This is a genomic window from Catenulispora rubra, assembly GCF_015356825.1.
GTDB lineage: Bacteria > Actinomycetota > Actinomycetes > Streptomycetales > Catenulisporaceae > Catenulispora > Catenulispora rubra.
On record NZ_JAACYW010000002.1, the window covers coordinates 39,602 to 60,747 of the forward strand.

At 68.8% G+C, this 21,146-nt stretch carries 19 protein-coding genes; 11 read left to right on the forward strand and 8 right to left on the reverse strand.

Annotation, left to right across the window (positions count from 1 at the left end):
* The first annotated feature begins 297 nt into the window (after positions 1–297).
* Complete coding sequence (locus GWK61_RS01490) at positions 298–891, forward strand: hypothetical protein (RefSeq protein WP_194904081.1); 594 nt, start codon at positions 298–300, stop codon at positions 889–891.
* Between the two features lie 624 nt (positions 892–1,515).
* Positions 1,516–2,283 carry a hypothetical protein gene (locus tag GWK61_RS01495; RefSeq protein ID WP_194904082.1) on the forward strand — a complete coding sequence of 256 codons (768 nt, stop codon included), beginning with the start codon at positions 1,516–1,518 and terminating at the stop codon, positions 2,281–2,283.
* Positions 2,284–2,978: 695 nt separating this feature from the next.
* Here the strand turns inward: GWK61_RS01495 and GWK61_RS01500 are convergent.
* Positions 2,979–3,491 carry a MarR family winged helix-turn-helix transcriptional regulator gene (locus tag GWK61_RS01500; RefSeq protein ID WP_194904084.1) on the reverse strand — a complete coding sequence of 171 codons (513 nt, stop codon included), beginning with the start codon at positions 3,489–3,491 and terminating at the stop codon, positions 2,979–2,981.
* A gap of 88 nt (positions 3,492–3,579) precedes the next feature.
* On the opposite strand from GWK61_RS01500, the gene GWK61_RS01505 reads away from it, so the two are divergent.
* The 4 genes from GWK61_RS01505 to GWK61_RS01520 all read left to right on the forward strand — a co-directional run bounded on the left by GWK61_RS01505 (position 3,580) and on the right by GWK61_RS01520 (position 8,827).
* A complete protein-coding gene (locus GWK61_RS01505) occupies positions 3,580–5,046 on the forward strand; it encodes an MFS transporter (protein WP_194904086.1) in 1,467 nt (488 codons plus the stop codon).
* Between the two features lie 84 nt (positions 5,047–5,130).
* Entirely contained in the window at positions 5,131–6,189 is a 1,059-nt protein-coding gene (locus GWK61_RS01510) for a twin-arginine translocation signal domain-containing protein (protein WP_194904088.1), read from the forward strand.
* A 77-nt stretch (positions 6,190–6,266) separates the two neighbouring features.
* Positions 6,267–6,494, forward strand: coding sequence for a hypothetical protein (locus GWK61_RS01515; protein WP_194904090.1), 228 nt, complete (start codon positions 6,267–6,269; stop codon positions 6,492–6,494).
* Between the two features lie 95 nt (positions 6,495–6,589).
* Positions 6,590–8,827, forward strand: coding sequence for a hypothetical protein (locus tag GWK61_RS01520; RefSeq protein WP_194904092.1), 2,238 nt, complete (start codon positions 6,590–6,592; stop codon positions 8,825–8,827).
* Here the strand turns inward: GWK61_RS01520 and GWK61_RS01525 are convergent.
* The 3 genes from GWK61_RS01525 to GWK61_RS01535 all read right to left on the reverse strand — a co-directional run bounded on the left by GWK61_RS01525 (position 8,760) and on the right by GWK61_RS01535 (position 12,269).
* A complete protein-coding gene (locus GWK61_RS01525; protein WP_194904094.1) occupies positions 8,760–9,632 on the reverse strand; it encodes a hypothetical protein in 873 nt (290 codons plus the stop codon). The two genes, GWK61_RS01520 and GWK61_RS01525, sit on opposite strands and share 68 nt — an antisense overlap.
* A 508-nt stretch (positions 9,633–10,140) precedes the next feature.
* Complete coding sequence (locus GWK61_RS01530) at positions 10,141–11,910, reverse strand: chloride channel protein (protein WP_369125540.1); 1,770 nt, start codon at positions 11,908–11,910, stop codon at positions 10,141–10,143.
* Between the two features lie 131 nt (positions 11,911–12,041).
* Positions 12,042–12,269, reverse strand: a complete 228-nt coding sequence (locus GWK61_RS01535) for a hypothetical protein (RefSeq protein ID WP_194904098.1) — start codon at positions 12,267–12,269, stop codon at positions 12,042–12,044.
* Between the two features lie 136 nt (positions 12,270–12,405).
* On the opposite strand from GWK61_RS01535, the gene GWK61_RS01540 reads away from it, so the two are divergent.
* The 3 genes from GWK61_RS01540 to GWK61_RS01550 all read left to right on the forward strand — a co-directional run bounded on the left by GWK61_RS01540 (position 12,406) and on the right by GWK61_RS01550 (position 13,968).
* Positions 12,406–12,936, forward strand: a complete 531-nt coding sequence (locus GWK61_RS01540) for a MarR family winged helix-turn-helix transcriptional regulator (protein WP_194904100.1) — start codon at positions 12,406–12,408, stop codon at positions 12,934–12,936.
* A complete protein-coding gene (locus GWK61_RS01545) occupies positions 12,933–13,490 on the forward strand; it encodes a hypothetical protein (protein WP_194904103.1) in 558 nt (185 codons plus the stop codon). The genes GWK61_RS01540 and GWK61_RS01545 overlap by 4 nt, the downstream gene beginning before the upstream one ends.
* Before the next feature lie 97 nt (positions 13,491–13,587).
* The gene (locus GWK61_RS01550) at positions 13,588–13,968 is read left to right on the forward strand and encodes a GNAT family N-acetyltransferase (protein ID WP_194904104.1); all 381 of its coding nucleotides are present in this window, start codon (positions 13,588–13,590) and stop codon (positions 13,966–13,968) included.
* Positions 13,969–13,987: 19 nt separating this feature from the next.
* Here the strand turns inward: GWK61_RS01550 and GWK61_RS01555 are convergent, their stop codons facing one another.
* Positions 13,988–14,230 (reverse strand): hypothetical protein, encoded by a 243-nt coding sequence (locus tag GWK61_RS01555; RefSeq protein ID WP_194904106.1) that lies wholly within the window; start codon positions 14,228–14,230, stop codon positions 13,988–13,990.
* 160 nt (positions 14,231–14,390) lie between these two features.
* Between GWK61_RS01555 and GWK61_RS01560 the strand changes: the two genes are divergently transcribed.
* Positions 14,391–15,413: a cytochrome c oxidase assembly protein gene (locus tag GWK61_RS01560; RefSeq protein WP_194904108.1), complete on the forward strand. Its 1,023-nt coding sequence runs from the start codon at positions 14,391–14,393 to the stop codon at positions 15,411–15,413.
* Between the two features lie 82 nt (positions 15,414–15,495).
* Here the strand turns inward: GWK61_RS01560 and GWK61_RS01565 are convergent, their stop codons facing one another.
* The gene (locus GWK61_RS01565; protein ID WP_194904110.1) at positions 15,496–16,542 is read right to left on the reverse strand and encodes a DUF475 domain-containing protein; all 1,047 of its coding nucleotides are present in this window, start codon (positions 16,540–16,542) and stop codon (positions 15,496–15,498) included.
* Positions 16,543–17,474: 932 nt separating this feature from the next.
* Here GWK61_RS01565 and GWK61_RS01570 point away from each other — a divergent pair.
* Positions 17,475–18,902 (forward strand): Na+/H+ antiporter, encoded by a 1,428-nt coding sequence (locus GWK61_RS01570; protein WP_228561577.1) that lies wholly within the window; start codon positions 17,475–17,477, stop codon positions 18,900–18,902.
* A 647-nt stretch (positions 18,903–19,549) separates the two neighbouring features.
* Here GWK61_RS01570 and GWK61_RS01575 read toward each other — a convergent pair.
* Entirely contained in the window at positions 19,550–19,783 is a 234-nt protein-coding gene (locus GWK61_RS01575) for a hypothetical protein (protein ID WP_194904112.1), read from the reverse strand.
* A gap of 3 nt (positions 19,784–19,786) precedes the next feature.
* Positions 19,787–20,023 carry a hypothetical protein gene (locus tag GWK61_RS01580; protein WP_194904114.1) on the reverse strand — a complete coding sequence of 79 codons (237 nt, stop codon included), beginning with the start codon at positions 20,021–20,023 and terminating at the stop codon, positions 19,787–19,789.
* Positions 20,024–21,146 lie beyond the last annotated feature (1,123 nt).

The window sequence follows — 21,146 nt, forward strand, 5'->3', positions numbered from 1 at the left end:
GTAGTCTCTGCGGGTACGGAGAGCCCGGCAGAGACGCCCCCTTGCGCTGATCATCGTACGCAGGGACCGTATCTAGTCGGCTAAAGATGATGTAGATCTCCAGCATCGGCGTGTCCGTACCGATACGATCGCCGACGCTCAAGGGGTCGTTGTGGGAAATCCGCGAGGCCCTCGGGCTTGCCGATGACGAAATGACGAACGCGGTGGACTACCTGGAGTCGCGGGGCTTGATCAAACCTCTGCGCACCATGGCTGGGCAGCGGCACGCCGATCCACACGCAGATAACCCAGGCTGGCGTGCGCCAGGTGGAGAGGGCCGAGACGGCGACGCGACCGACGGGGTCCGCTGTCACCAACGTGCCCGCTACTATCGACGGCACGAATGTCCCATTCGGGACCGCCGTCACGACTACCCCAGAGAGAGCGCACATTACGGGCTCCGGCGTCCGCGCCGTCGAGCATGCCAAACACGCGCCTGACGAGCGTACGGACGGCTTCGCGCGGTACGGCACCGTCGTCACGCATGTGCACAAGCACAAGACGGTGATCAAGGAGATCAAGAACTCGGCCGTCGTGGCGGGCAGCCGCAAGGTGAAGCAAAAGGCGAAGATCAAGGTCGCCGAGATCGACCCCCGCACCCGCGCGGGAGTCGAGGACTTCCTGTGCCAATACCACGCGAAGCTGCCGGAACTGGAACAGGAGCAGGCGCCGAAGGCGGTCGAGATCATCGCCAAGAAGGTCGACGAGTTGCAGAACCAGATTGTTCTGCCGGACGGCAAGAAGGGCAAGCTCAAGAAGGCCGCGGAGTCACTGCGGGAGATCCTGGAGGTCGGTGTCGGCGGAGTGGTCACGGTCGGCCTCCTCTTGGCGCTCAGCGGTATTCCATGGTAATCAAGCACACGCCCGCGATACACGGTCAAATCGGCGCAGCGGCTGATGGCTTCGGCGTTCAGAAGTCGCGATCGCTGATGAGCGAAGCTTGGCACGGTCTCGGCGAGGAAGCCGCCCGCCGTTTTAAGAGTGTTTCAGGCCTTTCAGGTGATTGCGTATCAACGCTTTCAGCTGAACGGGCGTTCAGGTGGCGAGCATCTCGAAGAAGCCTGGGGCGGATCAGAACATCGGGATGTCGCGACTCTGCCGACTCCGGCCTAAATGCGTATCTTGATCGATGGTTCAGATGGAAACTGAATCAATTACTGTAGGACGCTATCGCATTCGGTAGTCCAATTTCATACGCATGCCCGTGGTGTCACACTGTCTCTGCGGCAGTGCTGGACGGCTACATCGCGCCGATCCCAAGTGAATGATCGGTGGTTGTGCTCGCTATTCCAGGTCTTCATGCTCCGGAGTTGCCAGTGAAACTGGCGGTTCATCTCGCCCGACGCGGCAGCAGTACCTTCGATGGCCTGATCAAAGAGAAATACCTCCACTCTGACGGCTACGAGCCAGCCGTGGCAGTACGACGGCGAGCGCTACGCGCGGGTCGCGGCGGCGCGCGAGGCCGAGCAGCGTTCGATGATCGAGTACGAGACCACCACCGAATGCCGCATGACGTTCCTGCGCCGCCAGCTGGACGACCCGGCCATCGAGGGGCCCTGCGCACGCTGCGACAACTGCGCCGGCGCGAGGTTCACCCCCACCGTCTCCGGCGAGGGCACCGAAGCAGCGCGGGCCGCGCTGGCCAAGCCGGGCGTCGTGATCCAGACCCGCACACTGTGGCCGACCGGTATGGCCGCCCTCGGAATCGAGCTGTCCGGAAAGATCGGTGGCGCTGCGGCCGCCAAGCCGGGCCGCGCCCTCGGCCGCCTGACGGACCTCGGTTGGGGCCCGCGCCTGCGTGATCTGCTCGCCGACGAGGTTCCCGACCAGCCGTTGCCCGCCCCGATGCTGGACGGCATCGTGAAGGTTCTGGCCGCGTGGGGCTGGAGCGAGCGCCCGGTCGCAGTCGTGGCCGTCGGTTCCCGCAGCCGACCGTACCTCGTCACCGACACCGCGCAGCGAATCGCTGCCATCGGCCGTCTGCCCTACCTCGGCGCTCTCGATCCCGTCGATGCGGGGGAGCATCAGGCGCCGCGCGGCAACAGCGCGCAGCGGCTGCTTCAGGTCCATGACGCTTTCGCGATCGGCGCCGAGCTGGCCGCCGCGGTCGCGGCGGCCGAGGGGCCGGTGTTGTTGGTCGACGACCGCGTCGACACGGGCTGGACCATGACGGTGGCCGCCCGGCTGCTGCGGCAGGCGGGGGCGACAGCGGTGCTGCCGTTCGCGCTCGCTCTGCAGGCCTGATCGGCCAAATGCTGGTCAGCGAGCTCGTGGAGCGCTACAACACCCGCGGGCCCCACGAGTATCAAAGCTCGGATAAGCCTTTGCGGCCGGATGGACCACCGGGCGGAAGCCTCATCGGCTTCCCCGGCCGTGTCAGTGGGCTTCTTTAGCCTCCGGACCATGGCCGCTGGAGTGAGACCGACGAACGAACAAGCCGAGGCAGAGATGCGGGCCGCGGGCTTCGAGCCCTGTGGGGACTTCGCTCTCGGAGCGTTGACCCCCCATGCCTCCAGATCTTGGAGGTCGCCCACAAGAGACTCCTCGACGACCGTCACGTCGCGTACAACGTCAAAGGTGCAGTGACAGGAAGAGCTGGCGATGTGGGCGGCCTCGGCTCCCGGCTCACCGACGGATGTGTCCGAGGTGTACAAGCCGGGGGAGAACGGTCCGGGAGCGTTTGAGGGTCAGTTTTCAGAAAGCAGCGACACCGCCCGAGTCTGATGGCCCGACCGACAGGGCGCCAACACCGAGGTCGATCGAAAGGCTCCGAACCCGCCCCCACTACACCAGTGCCACCACAAAACCGCGATCGGCCGTCAAGCCGATCGCGAACACCCGTCAGCGACAGCGACAGTGACCGTGTCCACCGGCCATGGTGTTCGGTGCCACTGCTCCCATCGTCGCCTGCGAGCCTGGGTTGTCGTGCCCGGGCCTGTTCACATGAGGGTCGGCGGCCGGCCGGGGCCGGCGGGGCGGGTGCCGATCAGGCCGTCGCGGACGGCGCGGAGGATTTCGAGGGCGGTGTTCAGCTTTCCGGTGTCGGCTTCGTGGCCGGCGGCGGTGGATACGGCTTGGCCCCATTCGCCGTGTACGAGGACGTAGTTGGTGCGGCCGTGCTCGGTGGTGTGGATGCTCGCGGCGCGGCCGTCTTGGGGGGATGCGCGGCGTTCGATCAGGCCTTTGCGTTGCAGGCCGGTGAGTACGGTCGCCAGGTTCGTGCGCTGTAGGCCGGTCGCGGCCGCGATCATGCTTGGTGCCGTGCCGTCGTGTTCGCCGCCGTTTTCGTTGAGGTGGCGCATCACTGAGCCTTCCGTCTGGGTGAGCGGGACGGCTTGGGGGTCCTGGTAGCCGCGCACCTGGATCTCGCGGGCGATGACCAGGGCGAGGTCGGCGAGCTCGGCCCAGCGCGGGTCGTCGGCGGGTGCGGGGTGTCGTCGTGCTGCTGCCATCCGCCCATGATACGTCAGCAGGCATAGTTATTGACCGATACTAGTTATCTATCTATAGTCATGGTGAGATAACTACCTGGGAGTCGCCATGACCACAACCACCCATGCTGTCCCGGGGCAGACATCGGCTCGGGCCGCTGCCCAGGCTGGGGGCCTGCACCCGTTCGGGGTGTTCCTCCTGCTGGCCGGCGCGTTCATGCCGATCATGGATTTCTTCATCACCAACGTCGCGCTACCGAGCATCGACGCGACACTGCACGCCTCCGCACCCCAGCTCGAGCTGGTGATCGCCGGTTACGGCGTCGCGTACGCGGCGCTGCTGGTGCTCGGTGGCCGGCTCGGCGACCGCTATGGCCGACGCGGCGTCTTCCTCACAGCGCTCGTCGGCTTTGTGCTGGCCTCGCTGGCCTGTGGCCTGGCCCCCACGGCCGGGTTTCTGATCGGTGCGCGCATTGTGCAGGGCGCCACCGCCGCCCTGCTCATCCCGCAGGTGCTCGCCACGTTCCACCACACCCTCGAGGGCGAGCGCAAGGCCCGCGCGCTCGCGTTGTACGGCGCGACCTCGGGCATAGCCGCGGTGGTCGGGCAGATCATCGGCGGGCTGCTGGTGAGCGCGGACATCGCAGGCAGCGCGTGGCGGCCGATCTTCCTGGTCAATGTGCCGGTCGGTGTCGTGGTGCTGCTGGTGGCCGCCCGGATCGTCCCGGCCACCCGCTCGCCGCATCCGGTCGGCGTCGACGTGCCCGGCACGATCCTGTTCGCCGCGACCCTCACGGCGCTGTTGGTCCCGCTCACCGAGGGCCATTCGCTGGGCTGGCCCGCCTGGACCTGGGCCCTGATCGCCCTCGCGGTCGTCCTCGGCTGCATCACCTTCCTGGTGGAGAAGCGCGCCGAGGCGCGCGGCGAGGTCCCGCTGCTCCCGCCGTCGCTGCTGCGCCTGCCGTCCATGTCCCGCGGCCTGGCCATGGTGCTGATCTTCAGTATGGGCTTCGGCGCGTTCATGTTCGTCTTCGCTCTGACCGTCCAGGACGGGCTGCACAACGACGCGCTACACGGGGGCTTGGCGATCGTGCCGATGGCGCTGCTGTTCCTGGCCGGATCGCTGTTCGCCCCCAAGCTGATCGGCCGCTTCGGCCGCGCTGCCCTCAGCGGTGGCGCGATCGTGCAGCTGGTCGGGCTGGCCTGGCTCGTCGCGATCATCGTCTCCGACTGGCCGAGCGTGAGCCTGCTGTCCATGGCGGGGCCGCTCGCGTTGGTCGGTGCCGGACAGTCGGTGTTGTTCGCAGGGCTCTTCCGCAGCGTTATGGCGGACGTGCCGATGCATCTCGGCGGCATTGGCAGCGGCGCGCTGATCACCCTCCAACAAAGTGGTCTGGCCCTCGGCGTGGCCACCCTCGGCACTCTCTATCTGAGCCTGGCGCCGCACGGCTACCCGCATGCGTTCTCCACTGTCGAATACATCCAGATGGGCATCGTCGTCCTGCTGGCCGTGGGCGCTGCCGCGCTGCCCAAGTTCACGAAGGCCGCCGTCCAGACCCCGGTCATCGACGCCTGAAGACCCCCGGCGCCAGCCGTGTCCTTCCGTATCGCGGCCGGCGCCGGGCCACCGACCCGCACCACGAGATCGAGGTCCCACACCATGCACCTCAACATCAACCACGACGCCACACGACGCCAGTTGCTGCGCACCGCGGCCGTCGGCGGAGGCGCGATCGCCGCAGCCTCCGTGCTGCCGAGTATCGCGCAGGCCGCTACCGGCAGCAGCGCCTCCACCGCCGGCAGTGCCAGCGCCGTGGGCGCTCTCGGCGCCCGCCGATACGTTCCCGGCGTGGACGTCCTGCCTGACCTCTCGCACAGCACTGAGGCCTTGGCCGGGCACATCCGCGGCTATTTCGAGGCGAAGAGTACGAAGAACCTCGACTGGCAGAGCTCGTATTTCGACGCGAAGCAGTTCACGTACATCGACGCGGTCCTCGGCTGGCACTGGTACAGCAAGGCCGACCTGGAGGCTGCGCTCCAGATCTGGTACCCGAGCTGGCCTGCCGGCAGCAAGTCCTACCCGACCCGGCTGCTCGGCGACACCACCAGCGCGATCCTGATCTTCACCGACACCCCCGGGATGTTCGGCCTGGGCCAGGTCCGCGACTACGGCGCCGTCGACTTCAACCCCGACGGCACCATCGGACGCTGGGTCGACTACTGGGACGCCCGCCAGTTCGGCGTCGCCGGCTGGCACAGCGAGGTCGAGCCGCCGGACAACTGGCCCACCGACTTCCGTGAGTCCACAGTCGGCGAGCACGCGGCGCCGCTCATGCGGACTGTCGCCCACAACCTCGCCAGTGCTTTCAGGAACCGGGACATCAATGCCGCGATGGAGCTGTTCTCCACGGACGCCGTCTACGAAGAGGTCGCGGCGCACATCCAGATCACCAGCCAGGCCAGTATCAAGGCCTACCTGACCAAGGCCGCCTCGCTCCTGCCGTATATCGGCAGCACCACCGGCGTACGCCACGTGCTGGGCGATGAAGTCGGCGGCGGCTACGAGTGGACCAACACCGGCGGCCCGATCCCGCGCGGCATCACCGCCCTTGAACTCGACCCGTGGGGCAGGATCGAGCGCTTCTCCGCGGTCTGGAACGGCGCCCTGGCCACCGGCGCCCTGCTGGCCGGCTTCGCGCAGGACGCCATCGAGTACTGACGCATACCCTCGTCCCGGCGCGGCCCGCGTCGCGCCGGGACTTCCCCGAAGTTCCCTCTTCGTTGCAGGAGGCGGCGATGAGCCTGCTTGCGCCGGACGCGTCGATGCTGTCGGCCACCGTCGCGCCATTGACGATGGCAGGGACCCGGCCCGATCAACGATTGTCCAGCATCCCGATTCCACCGACGCCGGGGAACATCGGCCAGACGGCCACCAAGCGCATATCGCAGACTGGCTCGGGCAGCCGCACTTCGGCTGTCATGACGGCGAAACCCGGCGCAACTCTGACCTCTCAAGTCCTCTAGCCGCGGAGTCTTGCGTTTGGGCGACATCGGCCGACTAGGATCAGAATCCTGATCACAGCGCCGTAACACTCGGCTACGGGGAGAGGCGGACCGCGATGAGTCTGACGACGTTTCTGGTGACCGCCAGCCTCAAGACGTTGGGCGCGGCGGGCGGTGCGGTCGCCAAGCGGGTTGGCGAAGGGTTTGGTAAGCCTGCCGGAGACGCGGTTGTGGAATGGATCAGCGGGCACAGCCCGACAGCCGCGCGGATGCTCAAGCGGAGGAAGCCGCTCAGCGACGCCGACGCTCACTTTCTCATGCTGCTGATGCTGCCGCAGGTTGACTCCGAGCCCCACTTCGCAAGTCTGGTGCGTGACTGGCTGGCGCACCTCATCGACGCTGAGATCATCGGCCCGGAGTTCCAGATGCGGCGTGCCGAGTCTGAGTATCCGCCGGACCCCAGGATCTTTGCTGATCGTGAGGTCGAGCGGGCTGCGATTGTCAACGCCGCTCACGCCGGCGGCGATATCGCGAAGCTGTTCTATCTCGCGGGCCAGCCGAACATCGGCAAGACCGAGCTGGTTCGGCATTGGATACATCATCCGGAGACGGAGCACTTCGCCGATGGCATCTATTATGTGGATTTGGAGACGCTGAGAGTCGGCGGGCCGGCGGATCCCGACGTGGTCGCTGCGCGGTTGCTTTTCCAGATCGGGCTGCTGCCGTCGCTGATCCCGGTGGAGCCGGGGCGGGCCATCGAGTGGTGGCGGCGGCTCACTCGCGGCCGGAGTCTGTGTGTGGTCTTCGACCACGTCACGCACTCCGGCGAGGTCGAGCCCCTGCTGCCGGTGGCGGCGGCGAGCATGGCCCTCGTGGTCGCGGACGAAGTGATCGCCGAGTTGCTGGGCGCCCACGCCGTTCATCGCGAGGTGGGCGGGTTCGGACTAGAGGCCGCGACGGAGTATTTCGATCAGGTCCTGGCTACCGGCCAGCTCGATGACGACCATGCCCTGGAACAGGTGGTGAACGCGTGCGCCGGCATTCCCGCCGTGTTGAGGATCGTCGCCGGGATCTTGGTGAGCGAGCCCGGAAGTACGATGAGCAGCCTGGCTCGGCGACTGACCGACGGCGCCGCGAAGATGGATGAGCTCCGCTCTGTCGGCGCGGGCACGATGCGGGTTTACGATGAGGCTTACGCGCGTCTTTCGCCGGAAGCCCAGCAGGCTTACCGGACCCTGGGGTTGCTGCCAGACCAAGGATCGGCGTTCGGAGTCGCCTGGCTTGGGGAAGTCTCCGGACTGGGAGCCTCAACGCGGCGTGCGTTTCTGGAGCTGAAGTCCCGGTACCTGATCAGGGTGGCGTTGTCCGGACCGGATCTGTCGGCCAACCAGGTGATCCGGATGCATGCCCGGGAGCTGCTCCAAGGGGCCGGGGAGTACTCGATCGCCAGGCAGGAGGAGGCGCGCGTGACACTGCGTCGCTGGTACGCCATCACCCTTCAGTACGCTGACGAGGCCATCTCTCGTAACGAGCCCCTCCGATTGGCGTCTGTCCCTCTGGATCGCGCCGCGAATCCGTTCGCCGACTCACCGGCTGCGCTGATGTGGGTGGCTGAGCACGAAGACCGGCTGGTCTCGCTGATGAACGAGGCGTTCCTCGAAGGCGACGACGACCTCGTGATCCGGATGGCTGAGGCCATGCAGACGTACTTCGTCAACCGTCGCGGCAAGGCGTTCGTCGAGGTGTACGAACTCGCGGTTACCGCCGCGCAGCGTCTTGAGAACCGGCACTATGAAGTCAGGATGCGGTGCCTGCTCTCTCGTCCCTTGCGGGAAGCCGGCCGGCTCGCCGAGGCCCGGGGCCAGGTCAACGCAGCCTCCGTGCTCGTCGAGGAGCTGCCCGCCAGCGCCGACCGCGATGAGCAGATCCGTGACGAGAAGCTGAAGGCCTCGGTGATGGAGTTCGTCGGACTCGTCACGTTGGACGAGGGTGAGCCCGACGCGGCCTACGACTTGTTCCAAGAGGCTCGGCGCAGGCATGAGGAGATCGACAACGACCGCGGCATCGTGCTGATGTCGCAGCTGATGGGTAGGGCGCGCACCAGCTCCGGGAAGTCCGATCAGGCGGTACCGATCCTGAAGGAAGCGTTGAAGCGTGTCGGCGAACTGGACGACCGATTGCAGGGCAGGCTGTGGCTCGACCTGGCCAAGGCTCAGCTGGACGTCGGCGATGGCGAAGGGGCCGCGGCTTCCGCTGAGAAGGCCGTGCCGTTCCTGCGCGATCAGCTCATGTCTCAGGACATGAACTCGGCGAAGGAACTGCACGCACAGGGACTGTCACTGTCCGGCGACTGATCGAGACCCGCAGCTCCGGCTCGAGCAGCCGACGCGCCTGGAACACCATTGCGTAGGCTGCGGCGGCAATGACGCAGGGGTCGAAGTCCGGTGGAAGGTGGTCGGTGATGGCTTCGAACGTGCCACGGCCGCGCAGAGTGAGAATCATCCGGCCGCGAGAGACGACGGCTCGCAGGTAGGCGGCAGGGAAGCCGGCGAGGTCAACCTCCCGGTTATTGTCGGCGGCGTCGGCGCGTGCGTCGCTGCCGCCGGCCGCACGGTAGATCAGTACAGCCGCCGCGCGGACGAGCCGGGAGTTCGGGTCGCCGACATCCGCCATCAGCCGAACCCTGCCCCAGCCGACGGCCGGCTGAGACCAAGGGGCGGGCCACCTGAGGATCGCCACCTCGTCATTGCTGATGTCGCCTTGGAAATACCACGAGGTCGGCGCCGACTCGGGCCGGGACGGTAGCGGAACCGCCGTCGCCTCCTGGCCTCGGGCGGGCGCGGGCAGGTCCATCAGGCGGTAAGCGATCGTGCTGATCCGATCGAGCGACCGGCCCTGGTGGTGGAAGGCGCGCGCCGCCAAGGCCTCGGCTTGCTCGGGGACGCGGCCGTGGCCGGCGGCTTCGATGAGTGCCTCGACCTGCGGCCAGACCGGCTTTTCGGCCGCAAAGCCGGCGGCCGCCCCGGTCAGGGCGGCCGTCGGTGTGTCAGGGGCGATCTCCTCCCAGCTGAAGCAGGCCAGGGCGGTGGGCCGGCCCAGGGCCGCCGCGTAGAGGGTCACGGATCCGTGGTCGCCGATCACCGCGTCGGCGGCGATCACGGCCGCGCGCCACTCATCGTCGGGGGAGAGCAGGATCAGTCCGCGGTCCAGGGCCGGCCGCAGCCACCGTCGGACCTGTTGTTCGGAGTGCCAAGCACGAACCGCCGGGTGCAGCACCAGAGCTACGCGATAGTCGTCCCACGGCAGGTCGGCGGTGAGCCGTTCGATCACAGGGACTTTAGTTTGTGGATTGTATATATACAGAAGTGAAGACTCTCCCGATTCCTGTAAGTGTCATCGCATTCGCGACGGTGATGACGGCTGGAATGGCTCAGGAGGATGTGGCCATGCAGCGGAGCGGTGCTGGACGTGAACCGATCGTGTGCGAGCGCATCTTCTTGCCATGCTGCAGCCGGTCCTCTCATCCCGGCTGGCTGGTCGGCCGACGTGCCAGAGCCACCCGAGCGGGCCGTCGCGTATTGGCGGGCGCCGTTCACGAGCACCGGCTTGGCGCCGAACGACTGCAGGAGCTGGTGCTAAGCCTCAGCGTTCCGCAGGGCCTGCTCTGTCACCCCGCTGGTTCAGTGCGGGTGCGGCGAGGCAGACGGATGGCCATGACGCGTTCGGCGTGGTGTTCCTCGTGGGCGTCGATACGGCGCGCCGCCAGCAATTGGCGCAGGGTCAGCACGCCGTCGGCCGCTCCGGCGGCGTCGAGTATCAGGATACTGGTGACGTGGTGGACGGCCATGCGATTGGCGACGGTGCGCAGCGTTTCGCCGCCCGTTGCGGTGATCGCGGGTCGCGCCAGGTCGCGCAGTAGCTCTTTTCCGGTGGCGGCGGCCAGGTCGCCGCGGGTGACCGCGCCGCGCACGCGGCCGGCATCGTCGACCACCGGGAACAGCCGGACAGGCGGTTCCGGCGTCGTCCCGTGCGCGGATGCGACGGTGGCGAGGGCCTGGGCGACGCCGACGGTCTCCGGTAGTGCGATCGTCGGTTGCGGCTCCGTATCCCGGACCAGGTGGGTTTCCAGCGGGTCGACGGAGTATTCGCGGGTCAGGTGCAGGCCGCGGCGGGCGATCTTCTCGGTGAGGACGGATCGTTTGAGCCAGGTCACCGAAAGCAGGTAAGCGGTGCTCGCTGTGATGATCATCGGGAGGATCGCGTTGGTCTCGTGGGTGAGTTCCAGGCAGAACACGATGCCGGTCAGTGGGGAGCGCATCACCCCTCCCAGCACTCCGGCCAGGGATATCAGGGCCCAGAAGCCGGGCGACACGGTCGGGAACACGAGGGCCTCGGTGGCGCCCAGGGCGCCACCGATCATGAACATCGGGGCCAGGACGCCGCCGGAGGTGCCGGACCCGAGGGCCAGGCCCCAGATCAGGGTCTTGATCACGAGGATCCCGATGATCAGGCCGGTTCCGGCGCGGCCGGTGAGCAGCTGGCCGATGACGTCGTAGCCCACGCCCAGGGCCCGCGGTTCGATCAGGCCGCCGGCGCCGATGATCGCGCCGCCGATCGCCGGCCACCACATCCAATGGATCGGCAGTTTCGCGAACAGGTCTTCGGACAGGTAGACCAGGGCGGTGGCGGCGAGGGCGAGCAGGCCGGCGACGATTCCGGCGACCACGCACAGCGGGTAGACGGGCAGGCTCAGGTGGGCCGGGACGTGTGAGCCGCCGAAGAGCGGGCCGGTGCCCAGCAGCGGGCCGCGCACCACCGTGGCGGTGACGGTGGCGGCGGCGACCGGTATGTAGGAGCGGGGCCGCCATTCGAACAGCAGCAGCTCCACGGCCAGCAGGATCGCCGCGAGCGGTGAGTTGAAGGTGGCGGCCATCCCTGCCGCTGAGCCGGCGACCAGCAGGGTTTTGCGTTCGTCGGCGGTGACGGTGAGGAACTGGGCCAGGATCGAGCCGACGGCCCCGCCGGTCATGATGATCGGGCCTTCGGCGCCGAACGGGCCGCCGGAGCCGATGGAGATCGCCGCGGACAGCGGCTTGAGAACGGCGACCCGCGGCTGGACCTTGCTGCCGCCGACCAGGATCGCCTCGATGGCCTCAGGCATGCCGTGGCCGCGGATCTTCTCCGAGCCGTACCGGGCCATCAGTCCGATCGCCAGCCCGCCGGTCACCGGCATGACAGCGATCAGCCACCGGTGCGGGGTGCTGCCCGGTGTGGTCGCGCTGAAGGACAGGCTCGCATGGAAGCACAGGTTGGTGACCAGGGCGATCAGCTTGAGCAGCACCACGGCCACCAGGGCGCAGGCCGCGCCGACCGGTACGGCCAGGGCCGCGAGCGCGGTGACCCGCGGGCTGACGTGGAAGTCGCCCAGATGCGGCACCTTCGGGCCGTGGTGCCGGCCTCCGGGCGTGCCGGGGGCGTCGGGTAAGGGGTGCGCGGTCTGTGCGGGCACGGCGGTTGGGCGCCTTCCGATAGGGACGGGATGATGTCGAACGGTGCGGATGCGGGCGCCTAGGCCTGGTTCGGGTCACGGCGCCGGACGGTGATCGCCGGGCTGTCGCAGAACCGGCAGCGGCCGGCTGTCAACGGCGGCACTGCTCGCCGGCCGTAGGAGAAGAACGCGGCCTGGACCAGGCCGCGACCGTCGGGGATCTCCCGGATCTCGTACTCGCCCGACCAGCGCCGGCGGCAGCTGTGGCAGGCGAAGGGGTAGGACACCTGGATCGGGCCACTGCTCATTGGTGTCCCCCGTGCTCTGGCGTCCCTTACGCCGGGAACCTTACCATTGCATTGTGCAACGCTTCGCGGGGCGTCCGGTGGGCGGGACAATGGAGTCGGGGCCGATCGGGCCCGGAAGCCGCACGGAGGGAGTGCCATGGAGACATCGGGTCTGGACCGGGACGTCGAGGAGGTGACCGCGGCGGTGCTGTCCGCTTCCCGGCTGCTGGTGGCGCTGTCCGCGCGTGCCCTGGCCGACGTGGACGACACCCTGACGCTGCCGCAGCTGCGGACGTTGGCGGTGCTCGCCGCCGCCGGGCCGGTGAAGCTGGCCGCGCTGGCTGCGACGCTGGGGGTGAACCCCTCGACCGCGATGCGCATGGTCGGCCGCCTGGAGGCTGCCGGCCGGGTCCACCGCCACCCCAACCCCGACAACCGGCGCGAGGTCACCCTGACCCTCACCCCGGCCGGGCAGCGCCTGGTGGACCAGGTCATGGACCACCGGCACGCCGAGATCTCCAAACTCGTCGCCGGTCTGCCCGCGGGTGAACGCAGCACCCTGGTCAAGGCGTTGCGTGCGTTCACCGCCGCGGCCGCCGGGCCGTTCGCCGACTCCCCGGACCACCCCGGCCTCCTGCTCACCGCGCAACGGCCGGACCACCCCGCTCAGACCCGGAGGCCGACATGACCACGTATCCTGACATCCTCACCGCGGGCCGCTACGGCTACGGCCGCCGCCGTGTCCACCGTGACGACTTCGCCCGCGTCGTCTGCGCTCTGTTGCCGCCGCCGGGCGCCACCCGGATCCGGCCGCAGGTGGTCGTCGATTCCGACACGATGGTCCGGGCCGGCAAGCATTGTCGGCGGCTGGCCGAACGGCACAGCGGGGAACCGATCGCACGGCTCGCAGCTCAGGTCGCCGACCGGTTGCTGCACCCGGGGACCAACGGTGGACCCGGCGAACTGGTGCTGTATGCCGCGGCCCTGCTGTGCCGGGAAGAGCAGGCTCGCGCCACCGGCGCCGCAGCCGTCGACCTCGGGGAGAAACTGGAGGCCGCTTTCGCCGACCGGATCGCCACGGTGCTGGAGACCGCCGTGACCGCCCCCGTCCGTTTCACCATCGAAACCTCCTTCGACAGCGACCTCGTCCGCGGCAGCCGCCAGACCGGCATCGCCGCGCCCGCCGCTCCCGGAAGTCCCAGCCGACCCGGACCGCGCCCGCCGCGCCGGACTCGACCCTAGAACGTTGCATAGTGCAATGATATCGTGTGCGTATGATGACCACGGACTGCGATCGGGGATGTCGGTCAGGCCGGCCGCGCCCATGGGTTCAAACGCGATGATCGATGTCAGAGACGAGCGGCACCTGGGGCGTTACACCGCCTACCACGGCGGCCGGCCGGTCGGCTGCGCCGAGTGGATCCTGGCCGGTGACACGGTGGTCCTGCCGCACATGCAGGTCGACGCCGCCTACCACGACGCCGGGATCGGGTCGCTGCTGATGCGGCGTATCGCGGCCGACGCGGTCGACGACGGGCGTGCCGTCCTGCCGCTGTGTCCGTTCTCCAGAACCTGGAGCCGGCGCAACGCCGGCTCGGGCGCGGGTTCGGTCGTCCTGCCCGGCGAACTCGGTGTCCTGCACGCCGCACTGGCCGATTCGGACCCGGATCTGTGGACCCACGCCCGGACCCGTGCCCCGCACGGCCCGCCCACCAGCTGAACGTTCGCCTGATCGTGGGTTACCCGGTCCGTCGCCGGGTAACCGGCCGTCGGCGTCGGCGGACGCCGATGCCGGGCGCGTCGCACCGCGGGCACTCGTCCTGGACCAGCGGCGAGCGGGCGCGGACGCCGTGCTGGAAGTAGAAGGCCTGGATCAGGCCGTCTGCTCCGCGGGTCTGCCGGATCTCGAACTCCTCCTCCCAGGCGTGTTCACACTGCACACACGCGAACGCGTACCTCAAGGTGACCGGCTCGGGGCTCACCGCTGTTCCTCCCCTGATCGGCCCGGGGACCCGCTTCAACCGCGCGGTCGCGCCGAGACTATCATTGCAGTATGCAACGATTTCCGGAGTGCCGCAGCCGGATCCCGCGGGTCGGGCGGTGAGTGGCCTTCCCGGTGTCCAGGGTCCAGCCGCTGCGGGTATGCCCGCCGTGGTCGGCCATACCGGACCGCCGGAACTGGTCAACGGCCGCTACCTGAGCACCTGGACCGCCGACCCGTGGATGCTGGCCCTGATCGTCCTGGCCGGGGGCTGCTATGCCGTCGCGCTGGTGCGGACCCGTCGAGCCGGAGGACGGTGGCGCTCCGGCCCGGCAGCGTTGTTCTTGCTCGGCCTGGCCAGTCTGGCCGTCGCCACGATGTCGTTCCTCGGGGTCTACGACCGGGTGCTGTTCTGGCCTCGGGCCGCTCAGAACGCGACTCTGCTGATGGTCACGCCGCAGCTGCTCGCGCTGGGCATGCCGCTCACCGTGCTGCGCGAGGCGCTGGGACCTGCGGGCCGGCGACGCCTGGATGTGGCTGTCGACTGCCGGGCGGCGCGCGTGGCCACCCATCCCGCGCTGGTGTCGCTGATGCTCATGGTCACGCCGTTCTTGCTGTACTTCACCGGTTGGTACGAACTCACCCTCCGCAGCGCGACATTCAACGAACTGCTGCACCTGCAGTTGGTCGCCGTCGGGTACCTGTACTTTTGGACGAGGCTTCGCGCCGACCCGGTCCCGCGTCCCTTCCCGCACATCGCCGCGCTGTGGATCACGTTCGCCGAAGCCATCGCCGACGGCACCCTCGGCATGCTCATCATGCTGAGGCACGCGCTGATCGGCTACGGCTACTACCATGCGCTGGGCCGCACCTGGGGGCTGAGCGCCCATCAAGACCAGATCCTGGGCGGCGGCGCGCTGTGGCTGATCGGCGACCTGGCCGGCATCCCGTTCCTCGGCGCGGTATGGATCCGCATGATCCGCGAAGACCGGGAGCAGGCCGCGGCGACGGACCGGTACCTGGACGATCTGGCCGCCGCCACCCCGCCGGACGGCCTGACGGTTCCCCCGGCAGCCGCCGGCGGCACCGCCGACCCGGACCGCCCCTGGTGGGAGACCGATCCGCGGCTCGCCCATCGTTACCGACGCCCGGGCACCGAACACGTCGACGGCTCGAACGTCTGACCGATAACTATGCAGCCGAATGCTGTCCAGCAGTCGATGCGCCGCGGGAATCCGGGACCCATCGGCCACCGGTCGAGCCCGGTTATACCCGATGGTCGCGTCGGCGCCTCACGGCCACCGAGTGCAGGAACGCTGCGGCGATCATGGCGGTGCCGGCCAGGGAGGCGAACCAGTCCGGTATATCCCGGCCGATCTCGACCAGCAGCAGCACGGCCAGCACGCCGATGGAGTAGTAGGCGCCGTGCTCCAGGTAGACGTAACGGTCCAGGGCCTTCCTGCGCACCAGATAGACCGTCAGGCAGCGCACGTAGGCTGTCCCGATGCCCAGGCCGATGGCGAACAGCGCGATGTTGACGGTGACCGAGAATCCGCCCATGACGCTGTCGAAGGAGAAGCTGGCGTCCAGCAACTCCAGGTAGCAGAACAGCATCAGGGCTCGCCGCCCGGTCGGCGCCGCCTGCCCGCGATCGGAGGCCAGCACCTGGCTGCGGCCCTCGGCCGCGGCGCTCAAGTACCTGACCGCCAGGTAGGAGACCAGGCCGATCACGCCGGCGAACGGTACGCCGAGGCGGTGGTCACGGCCGAACGTCGACGCCGCCACCGCCAGGAACCCGGCCACGACGGCGACCTGCGCCAGGGTCAGGGTCCTGCTACCGAAGCGGGCCAGGCGGGCGGTGCGGTTCTCGATCCAGGTCAGCCAGGTCCGTTCGCGGTCGCCGTCCAACAGGAAGCCCAAGAAGATCATCAGGAGGAACACGCCGCCGAACGCGGCGATCAGCGGCTGGACCTTCAGGATCTGCTGTCGGTACCCGGCCGGGTCGTCGAACGAGCTGCGCACCACGGCCACCGGGTCCCGCCGGGTGGCGGCGACCAGCACGAGCGTGGGGATGAGCAGGCGCATCCCCAGGACCGCGACCAGGATCCCGACGGAGAGGAACACCTTCTGCCAGTAGTCGTTGAAGCGCCGCAGGACGGTCGCGTTGACCACCGCGTTGTCGAACGACAGGGCGACCTCCAGCACCGCCAGCATCGCCACCACCGCGGCCGATTCGACGCCGCCGAGCCACCACGCCCCGGCCACTCCCGCGACCGTGACGGCGTAGGCCACGCCGAACCCGCGTCCGCTCATCCCGCAGCCTTCCTCGCCGGCCGGCCGGCACCCTGGTGCCGACGGGCCGGCAGTGCTCGCCGTCCGTGGGCCAGTGCATTGTCGTCGGACCCGTACCGGCTACGCAGGACCCTGCGGTCGGCCGGCTGGGGAACGGGTCCGACGGCAACCTTGCACTATGCAATAGTACAGTCATCACACGATCCTGTCTTCACCCGGCTGCCAGAGCGGAGGCCGTTGCACAGGCACATGCGCCAGCCTGACATCGTCGCCGCCGAAACGTCGGCTTCATCAAGCACCGCATCACGCCTTCCCGACGTGCCGACCCCCGTCCACCGCCGACGTCTGCGCCCCTGGTCCCGGCTCGCAGCCCGGATCCAGCGGCTGTGTGATCTCCAGGTGAGTACGAGGTGGTGCACGACGCGGCCAGGAACGCGTGGTCGGCCCGGATCGCGGCTGCCAGGATCGGCATCACCTTGGCAGCGCGCCGGGTGGCTTCGCGGTCTTGTGCGAGATCTGGTTTGCCGCCGAGTCAAGAAGCCTTGGACCCGGGCCGTGTTCCGCCTCGGCGAACGCGACGGGATCCGTATCGGCCGGTCAAGCAACCGTGCGTCCGTGACCGGTGGCCGGGATGAGCCCGACCGCTCACGGGCGAGGGCCGCAGGAAGCCATGTCGCCGAGACCCAAGGGCGTGCGGCCGGACCGCCGGATGCATGCCGTCGTTTGGCGTTGGCTTCACGGGGATGAGGCGCGTATGAGGCGAGGCGCGCGGCGGTCCGGACCACCGCCACCAGCGACCGGCGCGGCGCGGCCGTCAGGTGGCTGAGCGATTCCCTTTCACCGGTGATCGCCAGTTGTTAGTTTGGTGTGAGCGGCGCCGCTTCGCGGTCGTCTGGTGAGCCGAAGTCTGGTCGGCACTTCGAGTCCTGTCGCCCCTGAAAGGCACCGCCGCGATGCGCAGTGTGGAGATCGTCCTCGCCCTGGTGGTGCTGGCGACGGTGGTGGCCGCGCTGGCCCGGCGGCTCAGCGTCCCGGCCCCCTCGCTGCTGGTCGTGGCCGGGGTGGTGGTCGGATCGTTGCCCGGGGTCCCGGACGTGCGCGTCACCCCGGAGGTCGTTTCGCTGGTGGTGCTGCCGCCACTGCTGTACGCCGCGGGGGAGGAGCTGGCCTGGCGGGATCTGCGATCGGTGTGGAGGCCGGTCACGGTGCTGGCCGTCGGCCTGGTGCTGGCCACGGCTGCCGCCGTGGGCGCGGTGGCGTCCGTGCTGACGCCGCTTCCGGCCTCGATGGCCTTCGTGCTGGGCGCGATCCTGGCCTCCACCGACCCGGTCGCCGTCACCGCGCTGGGCCGGCGGCTGGCGCTGCCGGCGAAGATCCAGGCCCTGGTGCAGGCCGAGTCGCTCTTCAACGACGCCACGTCCTTGGTGCTGTTCCGGGTCGCGGTCACCCTGGCCGTCGCGTCCGGCGGCATCGCCTGGGGACACGCCGCCGGGCAGTTCCTGACACTCGGCGGGGGCGGCGCGGCCGTCGGCGCCCTCGCCGCATTCGGGGCTGTGCTGATCCGCCGCCGCACCGTCGACCCGGTCATGGACACCGTCATCGCCCTGGTCGCTCCCTACGCGACCTACGTACTGGCCGAGGCGTTGCACGTTTCGGGGGTGACAGCGGTCGTCGTCGCTTCGGTGATCGTCGGCACGCAGACCGCCCGTATCACCTCCGCGCACACTCGCCTGGAGCTGCACGCCGTGTATGCCACGGTGGTGTTCCTGCTCGAATCGGTGATCTTCTCGCTGATCGGGCTGGAGCTGCCCACCCTGGTCCGTGCGGCCCACGGGGCGGCGTGGCTCTGGCAGGCCGCGACCATCGCCGCGGTGCTGATCGTGATGCGGGCGCTGTGGGTGTTCCCGACCTCGGCGGCCACTCAGCGCCGCGCCGGCGCCGAGCATGTGTCCTGGTGGAAGCCGGCGGTGGTGTCCTGGGCCGGAGCGCGGGGCGTCGTACCGCTGGCCGCCGCCTTGTCCGTGCCGCTGACTGCCGGCAGCGGCGCGGCACTGCCCGGCCGGGATCTGCTACTCCTGCTCACCACCACCGTGATCGTGTTCACCCTCGTTGTCCAGGGCTTCACATTGGAGCCTCTGGTGCGACGCTCCCGTATCGCCCAGCCGGCCGCCGACAACCGCGCCGAGCAGAACCGGGCCCGGCTGGCCATGGCCCGCGCCGCGCTGGCGGAGCTGGAGGACCGTTCGGGTACCGAGCCTGAGGTCGCCGTCGAACAGCTGCGGCATGCCCCCTGCGCGCCAGAATCAAGCACGAAAGTCAGGAGTCCGACAGTACCCGGCAGCCGAGCGCTTCCGCCTCCGCCGAGCTGCGCCGAGACCTGATCGCCGTCGAGACCGAGGCCCTGACCCGGATGTACGCCGACGGGCAGATCGGCGACGCTACGCGGCGCCGCCTGCAACGCGTCCTGGACTTGGAGGAAGCCGGCCTGGCCGACTGACGCCGCAGCGGAACCCGTCGTGCCGTGCGTGACCGTGGCTACGCGACGACATGGCGGGGCCGAGGTCGCCGGGGGTCGCGCGAGTATTCGACGTGGTAGCGCGCTACCCGCTAAGCATCGGGTAGCGCTGTCCGGTCAGCCGGGGCCCTTGGACGACAGGAGGCGGCGTGCCGGCTATCGGCCGGCGCACTCGACTGAGTGTCCGTCTCCGACGTGGCTTGGCGCCCATGGTAGGTTGCCGTCGTCGACGATGGTTTCCTCCGGGCACCTGCATCAGAGGCCCTGACCAAACGGTTGGTCAGGGCCGTCCCAGCCGCTCGGCGGCGACTCGCAGCGGTTCGCAGCTTGACTCGGCGGCCGCGGCGTTACCGTGAGCTTTGCCCAGGAAAGCAGTTGTCGACTACCGCGCCGCCGGACCAGGGTGCCGCCTGGGGCCGTTTGAAGAAGCGTCGCAGGCGAGCTCACCGAAGCCTGCGATGTCAGGCGTCGCTCCTGGTGGACACCGCGTGTCGTTGCGGAGTGCGTCAGTCTTCAGCCGGTGGGGTTCACCACGGTGGCCTCGCTGGTCTCCAGTTCGGGTAGCAGGCCGGCCAGCACCAGGATCGCCGCGAGGTGCTTGGCCTCGACCTGGCCGGTCAGGCCACTGAATTGCATCTGGGTCGGCAGCGACGCGCTGTTCGACTGTGCCGGCGGAGGCCACGATGCCGTCCCAGAGAAGGCCTGGAAGTCGCTCTCGGCCTGCGCCGGGATCGCCGAGCTCGGCACCGGCTACGTCATACGGGTGGGCGAGACGGCGGTCAGCACCGGGCGGAAGGTCACCGCTACCGGTGCCCCGAGTGTCTTCATGACGTCGACCTGGGCGGCGACGCCGTCGATGGTGATGTGTCTGCCGGATGCGGTCACCGTTACCGGCTTGCCCGGGATGAGCACGGCGCGGTCCTTGGCGACCTGCACCATGGCGGCCGGCGCGTCCGCGGACGGGTGTCCGGTGGCTGTGAACACCACCCGTGCCGACAGGTCCCGCCCGGACCGGAGGAATCAACCGGGCCCAGCGGAGAGTAGGGGCAGAAACCTCGGGGCCGGGGAGGAAGCGGCGGTCGCCGTTCCGCCGGAGGCACTGGCCGCCGGCGCTGCGGTCAAACCCGGCGCGGGACTGCTGGTCGCAGAAGCTCGATGCGACGAGGACGAGGAACTGGACGAGCATCCGATCACGGTGACTGTGGCTAACAAGGTTCCCATGACCGCGCCCGTCTTGAGGGCACAGAGGATCCCAGGCATTGACGGCTCCCGATGGTAGATGTCCACCTTGCAGATCCCCGTGTCGCCCGGCCAGACGGGCCCGGCTTGAGCGTCAGACTTCACCAGACGCCAGTCTGCGGAGGAATCGGGGTTTTACCGACTGTTGTGGCGCGTTGAGCCCGGCGATCCTGCCGCAGCTGTGCCAGATGCGGCGCGCTAGGCGATGGGTTCGAGGCGGCGGGCACAGTTCAGCGGCTTTTCGACGGTAGGAACGTTGGCGTTGAACCAGGCGCCCTGACAGAAGGTGTGACGGCGCGGACCGGCCGACTGAAGCAGTGGCAGGAATTCTGCGGCCGCGTACCGGTGCTGCCGATGTACAGACCCGCGTCCACAGGACGTCGAACGTTAGTGGATGTCGGATGAGGTCTGTCAGCGGTGTGGCGTCAGGGCTGGCGGCCCAAGGGGTGTTCGCAGCCCGCCCGCGCCTTCCGGATCCGCGTTCTGCAGATGCGGCCATCGGCCGGAGACGAAGTCGATGGTGCAGTGTGTGAACACCCATGCCATCTCGGCCGCGAGAAGAGATGTATGTTGTCGTGCCCGGTGCCTGCTCCGGACGGTCCGCTGTCGTCGTGACCCCGGTCTTTCCCGGGTTCCGTGGCTCCTCGCTTGCAGGCAGGATCGACGACGAGAAGTCGGGACGGGCTCGGGAGGGTGCGGTATGCGGTGGCAAAGGCACGGTAGAGCTGTGGTCGTACTGTGCGTGGCAGCGAGTGCGGGATGTGTGGCGGCTTGCGGGCCCTCGACTTCGCCGACCGCAGCGCCGAGAGATGTCGCCGCGTCGTCGCGAGTTGCCGCGTCGTCGCCGGAGGCCGGGCACACAGGTGCGCCG